The following is a 14,010-nucleotide window of genomic DNA, read 5'->3' as shown; positions in this document are numbered from 1 at the left end:
CAGGATAAAAAAATGCGTTTCCTTTCGCAGTATTTGCCCTTCGTGGTCGCCATGGCTGTTGTCGTCGTGGCTTCGAACATCCTTGTTCAGTTCCCCATGCAGGGACAGGTCGGTGCGCTGTCGCTGGCAGATATCCTGACCTGGGGTGCGTTCACCTATCCGTTCGCCTTCCTCGTCACCGATCTCGCCAACCGCCGCTACGGGCCGGCTGTGGCGCGCCGCATCGTCTTCGTCGGCTTCATGGCCGCCGTCATCTGTTCCATCGTTGCGCCACCGCTTCTCTTCCGCGCCGGCCTGATCGAGTTCGACACCGCGGCTGCCCGCCTGGTGCGCATCGCCTGCGCTTCCGGTGCAGCCTTCCTGACCGCGCAGCTTCTCGATGTCACGGTGTTCAACTGGCTGCGCCGTCAGAGCTGGTGGCGTGCGCCAATCTTCGGAACACTGGTCGGTTCGGTGTTCGACACGCTGATTTTCTTCTCGATCGCCTTTTCCGCCGCCTTCGCCTTCATCGGTCCTGACGATGCATTCGCATTGGAGAATGCACCGCTGCTCGGCCTGTTTTCGGTCGAAACCATGCGCTGGCTGTCCTGGGCATTGGGCGACCTCTCGGTGAAGCTCATCATTGCCGTCGTCGCACTGATCCCCTACCGCCTGATCGCAGCGCGCTGGAGCCAGCCCGTAGCGGTCCGGCCTTGATTCCCTGGGAACAGCTCGACGCCGCCAGGACACCTGACGGCAAGCAGGAACTGCGCTTGAAGCGGCGCGGCAGCGAATTCTCCATCATGCTCGGTTCCAACGAGCTGATGAACAGTCGCCTCAGCGGTTCGGAGGAAGCACTCGCCCGGCTATCGCTGGAGAAACTCGGCAAGCACGACCGCATTCATATCCTGATCGGTGGCCTCGGCATGGGTTTCACCCTGCGAGCCGCCCTTGCCGAACTTGGCAGCGACGCAAAAATCACCGTCGCCGAACTGGTGCCGGCGGTGGTTGCGTGGGCGCGCGGCCCGATGACACCCATCTTCAACGGTTGTCTCGACGATGCACGTGTCGCCATCAGGCAAGGCGACGTCACCCGCGTCATCGATTCCGCTCGCCGCGAATTCGATGCCATCCTGCTTGATGTCGACAATGGGCCCGAAGGGCTGACCCAAGACAGCAATGACACCCTTTATAGCTTTGCCGGTCTCAAGGCCGCGCGTAACGCGTTGAAGCCGGGTGGCGTGCTTTCTGTCTGGTCTTCAGGACCGGATCGCGGCTTCACCCGCCGCCTGCAGCAGAGCGGCTTCGCCGCGGAGGCAGTCACCGTGCGTGCCCACGGCAAGCGCGGCGCCAAGCACACCATCTGGCTGGCCGTCAATCCGCGCTAGCATTCCTTTGACGAGGCGCGCCGTCTGACGACGCCCCATCAATGTAGCGACGCAAACCACGCATACCGCAATGAACTCCTCACGCCTGGCTCTACCGGCTGATCGGCAGTGGTGTTTTTCTCCGCTCTCAACAGACTACCGGAGAAATCATGGTCACCTGTTACCTGCGCTACATTCTCAATCCCGCGCGACTGAAGGAGTTCGAACACTACGGCCGACTGTGGATCCCGCTTGTCGAAAAATTCGGCGGTACCCACCACGGGTATTTCATGCCCTCGGAAGGAGCGAGCAATATTGCGCTCGCCCTGTTCAGCTTCCCAAGCCTGGCCGCCTATGAGGAATACCGGACAAAGGCTGCGGCGGATCCGGAATGCCAGGCCGCCATGCGCTACTACGAGGAAACCCAGTGTTTCCTGAGTTACGAACGTTCCTTCTTCCGCCCGGTCTTCGACTAGAGCGCTTCCGTCCATCACGGGAACCCGGAAACGCCCCATATCCATTGTTTTTGCGCGGGTTAAGACGAAAACCGCTACACACATCGTTAGCTCACGGAACCAAGCCAAAATGACTGTCGTTCTGAAAACGCTTGCTGAAACCGGGCGCCGGGCGATTGTTGCCCTCAATGTCACCAATGATCAGGACGACTTCGTCACGAGCAATGCCGAATCCCTCGAAGAGGCCGACGAGAACCCCGACTGCGTGCCGCTCGGCATCTTCGTGGGAGACCAAGCCGTGGGCTTCGCCATGTACACGCTGGATGCCGACGACGGAAACTGGTGGATCTATCGACTGATGATCGACCAGCGCTTCCAGAGGCGCGGCTACGGCCGCGCTGGCCTGCGCGCCCTGGTCGAAAGGATGTTTGCCATTCCGGGCTGCAGCGCCATCTATTTGGGTGTCGTCCGGGAAAATCGTACCGCCGCGGCGTTCTATCTCCAGGAGGGCTTCCGAGAGACCGGCCAGGTCCTGGGCGACGAAATCGTCATGCGTCTCGAGCGCAAGAAGGCCTGAGCCTGGAGATGCCGTCGTGCCCTCCAGAGCCGAGCAGTGGGCGCTGGATCAGCTGGGAGGCTGCAACGGTCCGAAGAAGCCGATGATGCTCTCGATGTGGCTGCCGTCAGAACTGAAAATGGCAATGTCGAGACCCTCCGGCAGCTCCGTGCCGTCGGCCTCGACGACGCGCCAGCCGAAACGCGCGATGCCGTGATGGATATCGACCGCGGTGGTGCGCTCGATTCGCGCACCGGGGCGGCTCGCCCTTATCCTGACGATATGAGCGAGCAATTCTTCCGGGCCTGTCGTGTCCGCGCGTGGATCGGTGTAGGTGGCGTCCTTGGCCCAGACAGCGTGCAGAAGCGTTGCACGACGCGCATCGTCGGCTTCATTCCAGACGGCGCAATAACGATCGATCAGGTCTGTGGCATTTGAGGGCATCGGCCGGCCTCGAAGCGTACGCGGTCCTCAACCTAGAGCGTTTCCGCTTTTAACGGAAACACGGAAAAGCTCTAACTCTCTATTTTTACGCAATTCCTGACGGAAGACCGCTACGCACTTTTTGCTGGAATTGCTCCAGCCCGGCGCCAGCGCGCTCTCAGTCCTCGCTGAGGATGAATTCCAGGTAGAGGTTGCGCTGCAGGATCGAATGATTGTCGTCGGAGACCAGCGACACGATCAGCTTGCCGTCGTCACGTCGCCAGACATCCATGCCTTCCATGTTGTCGATCTGGTAGGCCATATCGGCCTCCAGCAGCACCGCGCCATCAGCAATCTTGCCCTTGGCGATCTCGGCACCGGCGATGCGGCGCAGCCGCATCTTGACGCCGCCAGCCATCGAGAAGGAGCGCTCCAGAAGCAGCAGATCACCCCCGGGAAGGAACCCGCCGTCGGTGATGTCGAACTCGCCGTTACGCTTGACGGTGAAGATGCCCTTGCCGGGACCTTCGATGATGGCGGCGTAGATGTTGCCACTCTTGTCCAGGCTCTTTTCGGACACCACCACCAGTGCGCCTTTCAGCGGGCCATCGGCCGGTGCGCGTGTCACGGTCTCGAAGCCGCGGTTCCTGCGCAGCTCGTTTGCCGGGACGAGGAAGTCGAGCAGCCTGAACGGCGCTTTCATGCCGGTCGGGTCGATCTTGAACTGCGCGACACGATGGTTGCGCTCGAAGCCGACCGTTGCGATGCCATCCTTGACGTTCAGGCCCTCTGCGTCGACTTCCCATTTCCTGTCGATCGGTTGGCCTTTTTCATTCACCATCTGCTGCATGGTGAAGTTGAAGATGGCAAAGGGCTGACCTTGCGCCATGCGGGCGATGGAACCGAAATACCAGAAACCGGTGTCGGTCACGCCGATGAAGTCACTGCCCGGGGTGAGAAACCGGAAAGCCGACAGGGCGCCGAAATCGCGCGACGAGCCGGTCATCTCAAGCCCGCCGACGAACTCCAGCGGCCCGAACTTCCTTTCGTCCCGGCCAATATGGAACTGCGTGATCTGCCGCACGCTGATTTCGACCGGCTCGACAGCCTGACGCCCTGCTGCGAAAGCCGGTGAGGTAGCCAGGAAGCCAACGACGAATGCAGCAAGGAGCCGAAGTCCTCCAGGCATCGACACCCGCCCTGAACGGCTCACGAAGCGCGCCTGAAACCACCGCGGCGCATGTCGCGCGCGGTCTCCTCGCCAAACAGCGAGGCAAGCTGCTCGGTCATCGCACCGGCCAGTTCTTCCGCATCTACGATGGTGACGGCGCGGCGATAATAGCGGGTGACGTCGTGACCGATACCGATGGCGAGCAGTTCCACCGGCGACCGATCTTCGATCAGTTCGATCACGGCGCGCAGGTGCCGTTCCAGATAGTTGCCCGGATTGACCGAAAGCGTGGAATCGTCGACCGGCGCGCCATCCGAGATCATCATCAGGATCTTGCGCTGCTCGGGCCGGCCGATCAGCCGGTTATGCGCCCACAACAGCGCCTCGCCGTCGATATTTTCCTTGAGCAGGCCCTCGCGCATCATCAGGCCGAGATTGCGACGCGCCCGCCGCCATGGTGCATCAGCCGACTTGTAGACGATGTGGCGCAGATCGTTGAGGCGACCAGGCGCCGGCGGCTTGCCGTCCTTCAGCCACTTCTCGCGCGCCTGCCCGCCCTTCCAGGCGCGTGTCGTAAAGCCCAGGATCTCGACCGAAACGCCGCAACGCTCCAGCGTGCGCGCCAGGATGTCGGCACAGGTCGCCGCCACCGTGATCGGCCGGCCGCGCATGGAGCCTGAATTGTCGAGCACCAGCGACACCACCGTATCGCGGAACTTGGTATCGCGTTCCTGCTTGAAGGAAAGCGGCTGCATCGGATCAATGACGACACGCACCAGCCGCGCCGGATCGAGATAACCTTCCTCCAGGTCGAAATCCCAGGAACGGTTCTGCTGCGCCATCAGGCGGCGCTGCAACCGGTTGGCCAGCCGGCCCACCACGCCCTGCAGATTGGCAAGCTGCTTGTCGAGGAAGGCGCGCAGGCGGTCGAGTTCCTCCTCGTCGCACAGTTCCTCCGCGCCCACCGTCTCGTCGAAAGCCGAGGTGAAGACCTTGTAGTCGACATCCTTCGAGATCGTGGCGAAGGGGTTGTCGTTACGCTTGGCTTCGCCCGGGGTCTCGGCATCGGCCTCTTCTTCGTCGGACAGGTCCTGCGAAGTGGCGTCCGTGGCCTCGGCCTCGGCGGAGTCCTCATCATCGTCGGAGGCGTCGGCGTCCTCGGCCTGCGACTGGTCGGAACCGGAATCGTCCTCGCCGCCTTCCTCGCTCTGCTCTTCGCCCTGCGGCTGGTTTTCGTTGTCGTCCTCGGTGTCCTCGGTTTCCTGGTCGTCGCCGAGTTCCTCGGCCATTTCCATGGAAGCGAGCATCTCGCGCACGACACGGGCGAAGGCCTGCTGGTCTTCCAGCTTTCCGGCGAGTCCATCGAGATCGGCACCGGCCTTGTCTTCGACCCAAGGCCGCCAGAGATCGACCATGCGTTGGCCGCTCTTCGGCACCGCGCGGCCGGTCAGCTTTTCGCGAACCATCAGCGCCAGCGCTTCCTCGAGCGGCGCATCGGCACGATCGCGCACATCGGCCAGATTGGCCTTTGCGTATTTGTCGTCCAGCATCGTGCCGATGTTGTCGGCGACGCCGGCCATCATGCGCGAACCGATCGCCTCGACACGGGCCTGTTCGACCGCATCGAAAATGGCGCGCGCCTGCTTGCCTTCCGGGGCCAGCTTGGTGTGGATGCGGACATCGTGGCAGGCGCGTTTCAACGCCATGGAATCGCCGAGACCGCGGGTCACCGCGATGTCGACGGCTGAAGCCTTCTTCGGCAATTCCGGCAGGCGGGCACGGCTGCCGGCCAGCGCCGGTCGCTCCTTGGCGAAGCCGACTTCCATCTCCTTGTCGCCGGAGATCGCCCGCATGCACACCGTCACGGCACGCTTGAAAGCATCCGTGTCCGAGCCGTTCTTCGGCTTGTTGCGCGTGTTGTCGCCGGGGCCGGCCATGGAACTTCCTGCTTAGCCAAGCACCACGTTGGCGGAGCTCTCCGGGAGATCCTCACCGAAGGCACGCTGATAGAACTCGGCCACCACCGAACGCTCGAGCTCGTCGCACTTGTTCAGGAAGGTCAGCCGGAACGCCATGCCGACATTGCCGAAGATCTCGGCATTTTCGGCCCATGTGATCACGGTACGCGGGCTCATCACGGTCGACAGGTCGCCATTGATGAAAGCCGAACGCGTCATGTCGGCGACGCGCACCATCTTGTTGACGATGTCCTTGCCCTTGTCGTTCTTGTAGTGCTTGGCCTTGGCCAGCACGATGGCGACTTCGTTGTCATGCGGCAGATAGTTCAGCGTGGTCACGATCGACCAGCGGTCCATCTGCGCCTGGTTGATCTGCTGCGTGCCGTGATAGAGGCCGGTGGTGTCGCCGAGACCAACCGTGTTGGCGGTGGCGAACAGGCGGAAGGCCGGATGCGGGCGGATGACGCGGCTCTGGTCGAGCAAGGTCAGGCGGCCCGAGCTTTCCAGCACGCGCTGGATGACGAACATCACGTCCGGGCGACCCGCATCGTACTCGTCGAAGCAGAGCGCGACATTGTGCTGGTAGGCCCAGGGCAGGATGCCGTCACGGAATTCAGTGACCTGCATGCCTTCCTTGACGACGATCGCGTCCTTGCCGACGAGATCGATACGGCTGACATGGCTGTCGAGGTTGACGCGTACGCAGGGCCAGTTGAGGCGGGCGGCAACCTGCTCGATGTGCGTCGACTTGCCGGTGCCGTGATAGCCCGACACCATGACACGACGGTTGTAGGCGAAGCCGGCGAGGATCGCCATGGTGGTGTGCTGATCGAACAGATAGTCCGGGTCGACATCCGGAACATGCTCCGTGGCCACCGAATAAGCCGGCACCACCATCTTGGATTCGAAGCCGAATTTTTCCTTCACCGACACCGTCGTGTCGGGCAGGTTGGCGATATCGCGATCGACCTTGTTCATGCGTCTCAACGTCTCCACGGGCGAAGCGTTGCGCTTCGCCGGCAACCCAAATTGTTCGGGGCGGTCATAAAACCTTTTCCAACCCGAGGATAGTTGGAAAAAGGCACGACCTCAGCTCAGCTTGAGCTCAACACAGGCCTGCCTGCTTGAGCACGCGATAGGCTTGCAGCACATCGCGGAACCGGTCTTCCGAACCTCTGTCACCGCCATTCGCATCCGGATGGTGGCGCTTCACGAGTTCCTTATACCGCGCCTTGATCTCTTGGCCAGTCGCCTTTGTGTCAAGGCCAAGCGTTTCCAGCGCCTTGGCCTCAAGCGGCCTCGCCTTGCGTTCACGCGGGGCACCGTGGTCTCGCGGCTCATTGAACAGGTTGTAGGGATCACGCATGCGGTTGTAGTAGCCGGCACGGCCGGAACGCTGCTTCGCGAAATCGGGCGCAGTATGGGTGCCGCCATTGGTGCCCATGGTCCAGGTCGGGCGATGCCCGGTCGCCGCTTCCTTCTGGAAACGCGCGATTTCGGAATCGGGAACGCCCGAAAAATAGTTGAAGCCCTTGTTGTACTCGCGCACGTGGTCGAAGCAGAATTTGAAATATTTCCCTTCGGCCATGCGTCCGACCGGTGCGCGATGCGTGCCCGGTTCCTTGCAGCCGTCCCACTGGCAGGTCGGTGCGCGCGACTTCAGCTCCGCGTCCTTTTCCGGACGAATGCGGAGTTTTTCGAAATATTTTGGATAGGGCTTCATCTGACCCCATTTATGGGCTGTTCGCCCGGCGATACAAGAATTGACATTTCGGCGATGATCGCCCTAACCGCTGAATCGCGGCTTAAACGGGGCGAACGACAGCCGGCCGGCGACGAAAATTGTTGGCGATCAAGCCTATGTGGTGAAGGAGAACGACAATGTCCATGCAGACGGCGATGGAAAAAAAGCTGACCGATGCTTTTGCGCCCGAAAGATTGGCCATTGTCAACGAAAGCCACCTTCATGCCGGCCATCACCACGCCGAGAACGATCATCATGCCACTTTCGATGGCACCGGTGAGACCCATTTCCGCATCCGCATCGTTTCGCCTGCCTTTTCCGGCATGAGCCGCATCGAGCGTCATCGCGCCGTCAATACCCTGCTGGCCGACGAGCTGAAGGCTGGCCTGCACGCGCTGGCGATCGAACCGGCGGCCCCCGGCGAAAAGACGCGCTGGTAGCCCAAAACTTGAAACACTTCTTTCGCCGTCGCGCGTAGACGGCTTCTCCCCGGCTTGGAAAACTCCCTGGCTGGGGGAGATCAATACCATGCCACTTCACACACGACTGGCGTCGGAAGCGCTGGCGACTGCGCTGCTGCTCGCTACGGTTATCGGCTCGACCATCATGGGCACGACATTGGCGCCCGACAATCCGGCCTTTGCGCTCTTTGTCACCTCGACCTCCACCGGCGGCATGCTGTTCGTGCTGATCTCTGCCTTCGGACCGGTGTCGGGTGCGCACATGAACCCCGTGGTCAGTCTCGGACTTGCCGCCAACGGTGATTTCGCCCGGCGCGAATGCCTTCCCTACATCGTCGCCCAGATCGTCGGCGCGATCATCGGCATCTGGGTGGCGCATGCCATGTTCGGGCAGCCGGTGTTGCAATTCTCCACGACGGCACGCGACAGCTCCGGCATATGGCTCTCGGAAGCGGTGGCGACATTCGGCCTGCTGCTGGTCGTGCTCGGCTGCGCTGCCCGCAAGCCCGCGGCGACCGCTGCGACGGTCGGCCTCTACATCGCGGCCGCCTACTGGTTTACCGCGTCCTCTTCCTTCGCCAATCCCGCCATGACATTTGCCCGCGCCTTCACGGCAACCACGGCAGGCATCCGGCTTGCTGATGTCGCCGGCTGGATCATCGCGCAGTGCGTCGGCGCCTTCACGGCATACCTTATCGCACGCCTGTTCTGGCCGAAGGCTACTGCAGCTTCGGAGCCTCTTGCTGCTGGATCTCTACGGACGCCGGCCTGATCCGGATCCGCGCGATGCGATTCTTGTCGCGCTTCATCACCAGGAAGCGCTTGCCGTGGAAGGTGAAAGCCTGCTTCTCGACCGGGATCGACTGTGCCTCGTGAATGATGAGGCCGGCGATCGTCGTCGCCTCCTCATCGGGCAGTGTCCACCCCAGCGCCCGGTTGAGATCGCGGATCGACACCGTGCCTTCCACCACCACCGAGCCGTCGGCTTCCTGCTTCACACCCTGGACATCGATGTCGTGCTCGTCGGAAATCTCGCCGACGATTTCTTCGATGATGTCCTCCAGCGTCAGCAATCCCTCCACCTCGCCATATTCGTCGACGACGATGGCGATATGGGCGCGACGGCGCAGAAACGCGTTGAGCTGCTCCTCCAGGCTGGTCGTGTCCGGCACGAACCAGGGCTTCGCCGCGATCTTCAGGATGTCGATCTTCGAAAAATCATTGTCGACTTCGTTGAGCGCCCGCAGCAGGTCCTTTGCGTGAAGAATTCCGACGATATTGTCGAGCGAACTCTTCCACAATGGCAGCCTGGTGTGCGGGCTCTGCAGCACCTCGCGCACGATCGCCTCCGGCGCGTTGTCGGCGTTGACGGAGCGCATGTTGGTGCGATGAACCATGACGTCGGAGACTTCCAGCTCGCGCAGCGCCAGCAGCGCCTCGACCCGGTTGCGATCCTCTTTCATGGCTTTCGCTTCGCTGCGCAGCCGCGAGATCACGGCGCGCGCTTCCTGTTGCGTCAGGCGCCGCCGTTTCCGGCTGATCAGTTGCAGGCCGAAGGAAGCAAGCAGTGGCTTGCGGAGCAGGACGGCCAGTATCGCGAGGACAACCAGCCCGGCGGCAACGATCCATCCCGCCATTTCGCTCATTCGAGGCTGTCCCGCAGGAACGCCACCACCTCTGAAGCTGGAACATCCCTGGCGATGAAGGATTGCCCGATGCCGCGCGTCAGGATGAAGGTCAGCGCACCGCGCGATACCTTCTTGTCCTGGGTGATGTAGTCGAACAGTTTTTCCGGACCCGGCAATTCGCCTGGAATGTCGGCGACACGCGTCGGCAAGCCGACTGCCTTCAGATGGGCTTCGACACGTGCTGCGTCATCCTGGCTCGCCAGGTTCAGCCGCGCGGAGAAACGATGCGCCAGCACCATGCCGATCGACACCCCTTCGCCATGCACCAGCCTGGTGCCGTCATAGGCAGTCGCTGCTTCCAGCGCGTGACCGAAGGTATGACCAAGATTGAGCAATGCCCGATCGCCGGTTTCGAATTCATCGCGCGCCACCACATCGGCCTTGGCCCGGCAGGCTTCGGCGATGGCCTCGATGCGGGCATCGCCACCGTCAAAGACCTCCTGCCAGTTCTTTTCCAGCCAGGCGAAGAAGGCAGGCCGGTCGATCAGTCCGTATTTGGCGAGTTCGGCGTAGCCGGCGCGGAATTCGCGGATCGGCAGCGTGTCGAGCACGCCGCTGTCGGCCAGCACCAGTTTCGGCTGATGGAAGACGCCGATCAGGTTCTTGCCGCGCGCACTGTTGATGCCGGTTTTGCCGCCAACCGATGAATCGACCTGGGCAAGCAGCGAGGTCGGGACCTGCACGAAATCCATGCCGCGCCGCACGATGCCTGCGGCGAAGCCGGCGAGGTCGCCGATCACGCCGCCGCCCAGTGCAACGACAGCATCGCGACGTTCCAGTTTCGCGCCCAGGACCGCGTCGACCACGTCCTGAAGATGATCGAAGCTCTTGGTTTTTTCGCCAGCCGGCAGCATGACGGTGGCTGCGACGGCCACACCGCCACTCCCCAGCCCGCTTTTCAGCGTTTCGAGATGACTTGTCGCGACATTCTCGTCGGTAACGATCGCCACGCGCGTGCCTGGCAGGCGGGCAGAAACCGTCTCGCCGGCGCGACCGAGCAAGCCCGGGCCGATCAGGATGTCATAGGCGCGGTCACCCAGTCCGACCTCGACGGTGACGGTCTTGCTCATGCCTGCCCCTCGTCGGCGGCAACGGCCGCCTGGATGTTGAAATGACCGCACAGCGCCGCGATCACTTCCTCGGCGATCACTTCCTTGCGCTCGTCGCGGGTCGGCACGGTGACATTGGCGAGCGCATAGGTCGGATAGCGGTCATCCATCAGTTTCTGCAGCGTGGCGCGCGGATTGGCGGTCTTCAGCAACGGGCGGTTCTGCTTCTTGGACACTCGATCCATCAGAAGGTCGAGATCGGCTTTCAGCCACACGGAAATGCCATGCGCGGCGATCGCCTCACGCGTCTGCGCGTTCATGAAGGCACCGCCGCCCGTAGAGAGCACCTGCGGCCCCTGTTCCAGCAGCCGCAGGATGACCCGCTGCTCGAGCGCACGGAATTCCGTCTCGCCATAGCGTTCGAAAAGTTCGGGGATGGTCATGCGCGACACACCCTCGATCTCCTGATCGCTGTCGATGAAGGTGAGCCCGAGTGCTCCAGCCGTCTTGCGGCCGATAGCCGTCTTGCCGGCTCCCATCAGTCCGACAAACACGATGGAACGGCCGCCAAGCCGCTCGATCAGCGCGACACGGCTTTCGTCCTGCGGAATGGCGGTTTGCGGGTTCATTGCCGGCGTATCGACATGAAAAGCCCCTTTGCGTCAAGCGGCGCAGGTGGCGAACCACCCTTGAAATGACCGAATCGCCGTCCCATAACGGGACGTTTCCGGCAACACCACAGAATCAAGGCGCCAACCGAACCCATGCCGACCCTGCTCCGCCTCGTCGTGACCCTGGCGATCCTGGCCGGCCTTGCCTATGGCGCGATGTTCGCGCTGGTGATGTTCGTTTCACCCAAGCAGGCCGAGCTTTCGGTGCGCATCCCGGCCGAAAAGCTCAACCCGAAGAAAAACTGATGCGCGTCGCGATCTTTCAGATCTGCTCCTTGCGCTTTAGGTCCGTTGTTTCGCGCATGTCGTTATCGCAAAACCGCTACACACTTTTGCGCGACATGCTTTGGTCAGCGAAAGAGCCTGCACCATGAGCAGTGCCGCCCGCATCGAAGCTTTCCTCGAGATGATGAGTGCCGAGCGGGGTGCTGCCGAGAACACGCTGGCCAGCTATCGCCGTGACCTGGAAGATGCCGCCTCTGCCATCAAGGGTGGCCTGGCCAATGCTGCCCCGGGCGACATCCGCGGCTATCTCGACGGCATCGCAGCGCAAGGCTTTGCGCCGACATCACAGGCACGCAAGCTTTCGGCACTGCGCCAGTTTTTCAAGTTTCTCTACGCCGAGGGACTGCGCCAGGACGATCCCACCGGCACGCTGGACAGCCCGAAGAAAGGCCGCCCGCTGCCGAAGACGATGGGCGAAGCCGAAGCAGGCCGCCTGCTCGACCGCGCCGCTGCCGAAGCGAAGGAACCGCCATCCGGCGGCGATCCCCTTGCCGCACTCAGGCTGCATGCGCTGGTGGAAGTGCTCTACGCCACGGGGTTGCGCGTTTCCGAACTTGTCGGCCTGCCGGTGACGGTGGCGCAACGCGACGACCGCTTCTTCATGGTGCGCGGCAAGGGCAACAAGGAACGGATGGTGCCGCTTTCGACCAAGGCCCGTGTCGCCATGACCGCCTGGCTTGCTGCGCGCGCCAGAGTGCCGGCTTATGCCGAAAGCGCGTTCCTGTTTCCCTCCTCGTCCGACAGCGGCCACCTGCCCCGCCAGGTCTTCGCGCGCGACCTGAAAGGCCTGGCCGCCCGCGCCGGTATCGCAGCGTCGAGGATATCGCCGCACGTCCTGCGGCATGCTTTCGCCAGCCATCTGCTTCAGAACGGCGCGGACCTGCGCGCCGTGCAGCAATTGCTCGGCCATGCCGATATTTCGACCACCCAGATCTACACCCATGTTCTCGAGGAAAGGCTCGTTCGGCTGGTCAACGATCACCATCCGCTTGCCGACTAGGCCCGGTGTCGCTATGTGAGGGCGACGTTTCACAGCTCGGAACTGCCGTTACGGCTTCCTGTCCATCTGTTTTCCGGCGCAGCGGTCCCCTCACGAATGTACAATTACCTCGACTTCGAAAAACCGGTTCAGGACCTCGAGGGCAAGATCCTCGAACTGAAGAAGCTTGCCGACAGCGGCGAGGCCGTCGATGTCGCCGACGAGATCGCGCGGCTGGAAAAGCGGGCGCGCGAAGCGCTGCGCGAGGCCTACAAGATGTTGACGCCATGGCAGAAGGTGCAGGTGGCGCGCCACCCCGACCGACCGCATTGCCTCGACTACATCAGCGGCCTTTTCACAGATTTCACGCCGCTGGCCGGCGATCGCGGCTTCGGCGAAGACCAGGCCATCGTCTGCGGGTTCGCCCGCTTCCGTGGAGAATCGGTCGCCGTCATCGGTCAGGAAAAGGGCTCCGACACCGCCAGCCGCCTGAAGCACAATTTCGGCTCGGTCCGGCCCGAAGGCTACCGTAAGGCGGTGCGCGTCATGGAAATGGCCGATCGTTTCAAGGTGCCGCTGGTCACGCTGGTCGACACCGCCGGCGCATTCCCCGGCGTCGATGCCGAGGAACGCGGCCAGGCCGAGGCAATCGCGCGTTCGACGTCGGCAGGCCTGGCGCTGAAAGTGCCGTCGATCTCGATCGTCATCGGCGAAGGCGGTTCGGGCGGCGCGTCGCGATTGCGACCGCCAACCGCGTCTACATGCTCGAACACGCGATCTATTCGGTGATTTCGCCCGAGGGGGCTGCTTCCATCCTGTGGCGCGACACCACGCGTTCGAAGGATGCGGCGACGAACATGAAGATCACCGCGCAGGACCTGCTCGAACTCAAGATCATCGACGCCATCATCCCCGAACCGCTTGGCGGCGCCCATCGCGAGCCTGAGAAGGTGATCGGTGCCACGGGTGACCTGATCGCCAAGACGATGCAGGATTTCGCCAGCTCCAACGTGGATTTCCGCGAACAACGCCGCGAAAAATACCTCGCCATGGGGCGTTCGCTTTGACGAGTTGACCGGAACGGATGGCGTTTCCGGTAGCATTGCCGTCTGGCTGGGCCGGCCCTGATGCTTCAAAATGTGGCGAAGAACCGGTTTCTCGCCACAAAATTGCCGTCGCTTTCGGCTCAGTCACTTTGTCGGGAAGACTGCCGGCGCTGCTTGC

The 14,010-nt window shown here is 62.4% G+C and carries 16 protein-coding genes and 1 pseudogene; 9 read left to right on the top strand and 8 right to left on the bottom strand.

Translation table 11 applies throughout. The features are described from left to right. The first annotated feature begins 12 nt into the window (after positions 1 to 12). The 4 genes from C1M53_RS14110 (at position 13) to C1M53_RS14095 (ending at position 2,378) form a co-directional block, all read left to right on the top strand. Positions 13 to 696, top strand: a complete 684-nt coding sequence (locus C1M53_RS14110) for a queuosine precursor transporter (protein ID WP_129412813.1) — start codon at positions 13 to 15, stop codon at positions 694 to 696. Continuing rightward, on the top strand, positions 693 to 1,367 hold the full coding sequence (locus C1M53_RS14105; protein WP_129412812.1) for a hypothetical protein: 675 nt from the start codon (positions 693 to 695) through the stop codon (positions 1,365 to 1,367). The genes C1M53_RS14110 and C1M53_RS14105 overlap by 4 nt, the downstream gene beginning before the upstream one ends. Before the next feature lie 149 nt (positions 1,368 to 1,516). Beyond that, positions 1,517 to 1,822 (top strand): NIPSNAP family protein, encoded by a 306-nt coding sequence (locus C1M53_RS14100; protein WP_129412811.1) that lies wholly within the window; start codon positions 1,517 to 1,519, stop codon positions 1,820 to 1,822. A 109-nt stretch (positions 1,823 to 1,931) separates the two neighbouring features. After that, a complete protein-coding gene (locus C1M53_RS14095) occupies positions 1,932 to 2,378 on the top strand; it encodes a GNAT family N-acetyltransferase (protein ID WP_129412810.1) in 447 nt (148 codons plus the stop codon). A gap of 48 nt (positions 2,379 to 2,426) precedes the next feature. Here the strand turns inward: C1M53_RS14095 and C1M53_RS14090 are convergent, their stop codons facing one another. From C1M53_RS14090 to C1M53_RS14070, 5 genes are all read right to left on the bottom strand, one after another. Further along, positions 2,427 to 2,801 (bottom strand): nuclear transport factor 2 family protein, encoded by a 375-nt coding sequence (locus C1M53_RS14090; RefSeq protein WP_129412809.1) that lies wholly within the window; start codon positions 2,799 to 2,801, stop codon positions 2,427 to 2,429. Between the two features lie 157 nt (positions 2,802 to 2,958). Then, complete coding sequence (locus C1M53_RS14085; RefSeq protein WP_129412808.1) at positions 2,959 to 3,969, bottom strand: esterase-like activity of phytase family protein; 1,011 nt, start codon at positions 3,967 to 3,969, stop codon at positions 2,959 to 2,961. 20 nt (positions 3,970 to 3,989) lie between these two features. Beyond that, on the bottom strand, positions 3,990 to 5,888 hold the full coding sequence (cobT, locus tag C1M53_RS14080) for a cobaltochelatase subunit CobT (protein WP_129412807.1): 1,899 nt from the start codon (positions 5,886 to 5,888) through the stop codon (positions 3,990 to 3,992). Positions 5,889 to 5,900: 12 nt separating this feature from the next. Next, entirely contained in the window at positions 5,901 to 6,887 is a 987-nt protein-coding gene (gene cobS, locus C1M53_RS14075; RefSeq protein WP_129412806.1) for a cobaltochelatase subunit CobS, read from the bottom strand. A gap of 127 nt (positions 6,888 to 7,014) precedes the next feature. Further along, on the bottom strand, positions 7,015 to 7,632 hold the full coding sequence (locus C1M53_RS14070) for a J domain-containing protein (protein WP_129412805.1): 618 nt from the start codon (positions 7,630 to 7,632) through the stop codon (positions 7,015 to 7,017). 158 nt (positions 7,633 to 7,790) lie between these two features. Between C1M53_RS14070 and C1M53_RS14065 the strand changes: the two genes are divergently transcribed. After that, entirely contained in the window at positions 7,791 to 8,093 is a 303-nt protein-coding gene (locus C1M53_RS14065; RefSeq protein WP_129412804.1) for a BolA family protein, read from the top strand. Between the two features lie 88 nt (positions 8,094 to 8,181). Further along, the gene (locus tag C1M53_RS14060) at positions 8,182 to 8,886 is read left to right on the top strand and encodes an aquaporin (protein ID WP_129412803.1); all 705 of its coding nucleotides are present in this window, start codon (positions 8,182 to 8,184) and stop codon (positions 8,884 to 8,886) included. Here the strand turns inward: C1M53_RS14060 and C1M53_RS14055 are convergent. From C1M53_RS14055 to C1M53_RS14045, 3 genes are read right to left on the bottom strand one after another with little or no spacing between them, the layout of a single operon-like run. Next, positions 8,834 to 9,760, bottom strand: a complete 927-nt coding sequence (locus tag C1M53_RS14055; RefSeq protein WP_129412802.1) for a transporter associated domain-containing protein — start codon at positions 9,758 to 9,760, stop codon at positions 8,834 to 8,836. The two genes, C1M53_RS14060 and C1M53_RS14055, sit on opposite strands and share 53 nt — an antisense overlap. Next, entirely contained in the window at positions 9,757 to 10,872 is a 1,116-nt protein-coding gene (aroB, locus tag C1M53_RS14050) for a 3-dehydroquinate synthase (protein WP_129412801.1), read from the bottom strand. Before aroB ends, C1M53_RS14055 begins: the two co-directional genes overlap by 4 nt. Next, positions 10,869 to 11,480: a shikimate kinase gene (locus C1M53_RS14045; protein ID WP_129412800.1), complete on the bottom strand. Its 612-nt coding sequence runs from the start codon at positions 11,478 to 11,480 to the stop codon at positions 10,869 to 10,871. Before C1M53_RS14045 ends, aroB begins: the two co-directional genes overlap by 4 nt. A 135-nt stretch (positions 11,481 to 11,615) precedes the next feature. On the opposite strand from C1M53_RS14045, the gene C1M53_RS14040 reads away from it, so the two are divergent. From C1M53_RS14040 to C1M53_RS14030, 3 genes and pseudogenes are all read left to right on the top strand, one after another. Continuing rightward, a complete protein-coding gene (locus tag C1M53_RS14040; protein ID WP_129412799.1) occupies positions 11,616 to 11,768 on the top strand; it encodes a histidine kinase in 153 nt (50 codons plus the stop codon). A gap of 124 nt (positions 11,769 to 11,892) precedes the next feature. Next, positions 11,893 to 12,807 carry a site-specific tyrosine recombinase XerD gene (locus C1M53_RS14035; RefSeq protein ID WP_129412798.1) on the top strand — a complete coding sequence of 305 codons (915 nt, stop codon included), beginning with the start codon at positions 11,893 to 11,895 and terminating at the stop codon, positions 12,805 to 12,807. Between the two features lie 96 nt (positions 12,808 to 12,903). Beyond that, positions 12,904 to 13,853 (top strand): annotated as a pseudogene (locus C1M53_RS14030) (acetyl-CoA carboxylase carboxyltransferase subunit alpha). The last annotated feature ends 157 nt before the right edge of the window (positions 13,854 to 14,010 follow it).

It is taken from the genome of Mesorhizobium sp. Pch-S, assembly GCF_004136315.1.
In the GTDB taxonomy this organism is placed as follows: Bacteria; Pseudomonadota; Alphaproteobacteria; order Rhizobiales; family Rhizobiaceae; genus Mesorhizobium.
Note: the sequence above shows the minus strand (reverse complement) of the source record. Positions and strands in the feature narration are given on the sequence as shown.

Bases quoted from the DNA above. Each gene is read 5' to 3' on its own strand.
- C1M53_RS14110 (WP_129412813.1), top strand. From the start codon at position 13: ATGCGTTTCCTTTCGCAGTATTTGCCCTTCGTGGTCGCCATGGCTGTT.
- C1M53_RS14100 (WP_129412811.1), top strand. From the start codon at position 1,517: ATGGTCACCTGTTACCTGCGCTACATTCTCAATCCCGCGCGACTGAAG.
- C1M53_RS14095 (WP_129412810.1), top strand. From the start codon at position 1,932: ATGACTGTCGTTCTGAAAACGCTTGCTGAAACCGGGCGCCGGGCGATT.
- C1M53_RS14090 (WP_129412809.1), bottom strand. From the start codon at position 2,801: ATGCCCTCAAATGCCACAGACCTGATCGATCGTTATTGCGCCGTCTGG.
- C1M53_RS14085 (WP_129412808.1), bottom strand. From the start codon at position 3,969: ATGCCTGGAGGACTTCGGCTCCTTGCTGCATTCGTCGTTGGCTTCCTG.
- cobT (WP_129412807.1), bottom strand. From the start codon at position 5,888: ATGGCCGGCCCCGGCGACAACACGCGCAACAAGCCGAAGAACGGCTCG.
- cobS (WP_129412806.1), bottom strand. From the start codon at position 6,887: ATGAACAAGGTCGATCGCGATATCGCCAACCTGCCCGACACGACGGTG.
- C1M53_RS14070 (WP_129412805.1), bottom strand. From the start codon at position 7,632: ATGAAGCCCTATCCAAAATATTTCGAAAAACTCCGCATTCGTCCGGAA.
- C1M53_RS14065 (WP_129412804.1), top strand. From the start codon at position 7,791: ATGTCCATGCAGACGGCGATGGAAAAAAAGCTGACCGATGCTTTTGCG.
- C1M53_RS14060 (WP_129412803.1), top strand. From the start codon at position 8,182: ATGCCACTTCACACACGACTGGCGTCGGAAGCGCTGGCGACTGCGCTG.
- C1M53_RS14055 (WP_129412802.1), bottom strand. From the start codon at position 9,760: ATGAGCGAAATGGCGGGATGGATCGTTGCCGCCGGGCTGGTTGTCCTC.
- aroB (WP_129412801.1), bottom strand. From the start codon at position 10,872: ATGAGCAAGACCGTCACCGTCGAGGTCGGACTGGGTGACCGCGCCTAT.
- C1M53_RS14045 (WP_129412800.1), bottom strand. From the start codon at position 11,480: ATGAACCCGCAAACCGCCATTCCGCAGGACGAAAGCCGTGTCGCGCTG.
- C1M53_RS14040 (WP_129412799.1), top strand. From the start codon at position 11,616: ATGCCGACCCTGCTCCGCCTCGTCGTGACCCTGGCGATCCTGGCCGGC.
- C1M53_RS14035 (WP_129412798.1), top strand. From the start codon at position 11,893: ATGAGCAGTGCCGCCCGCATCGAAGCTTTCCTCGAGATGATGAGTGCC.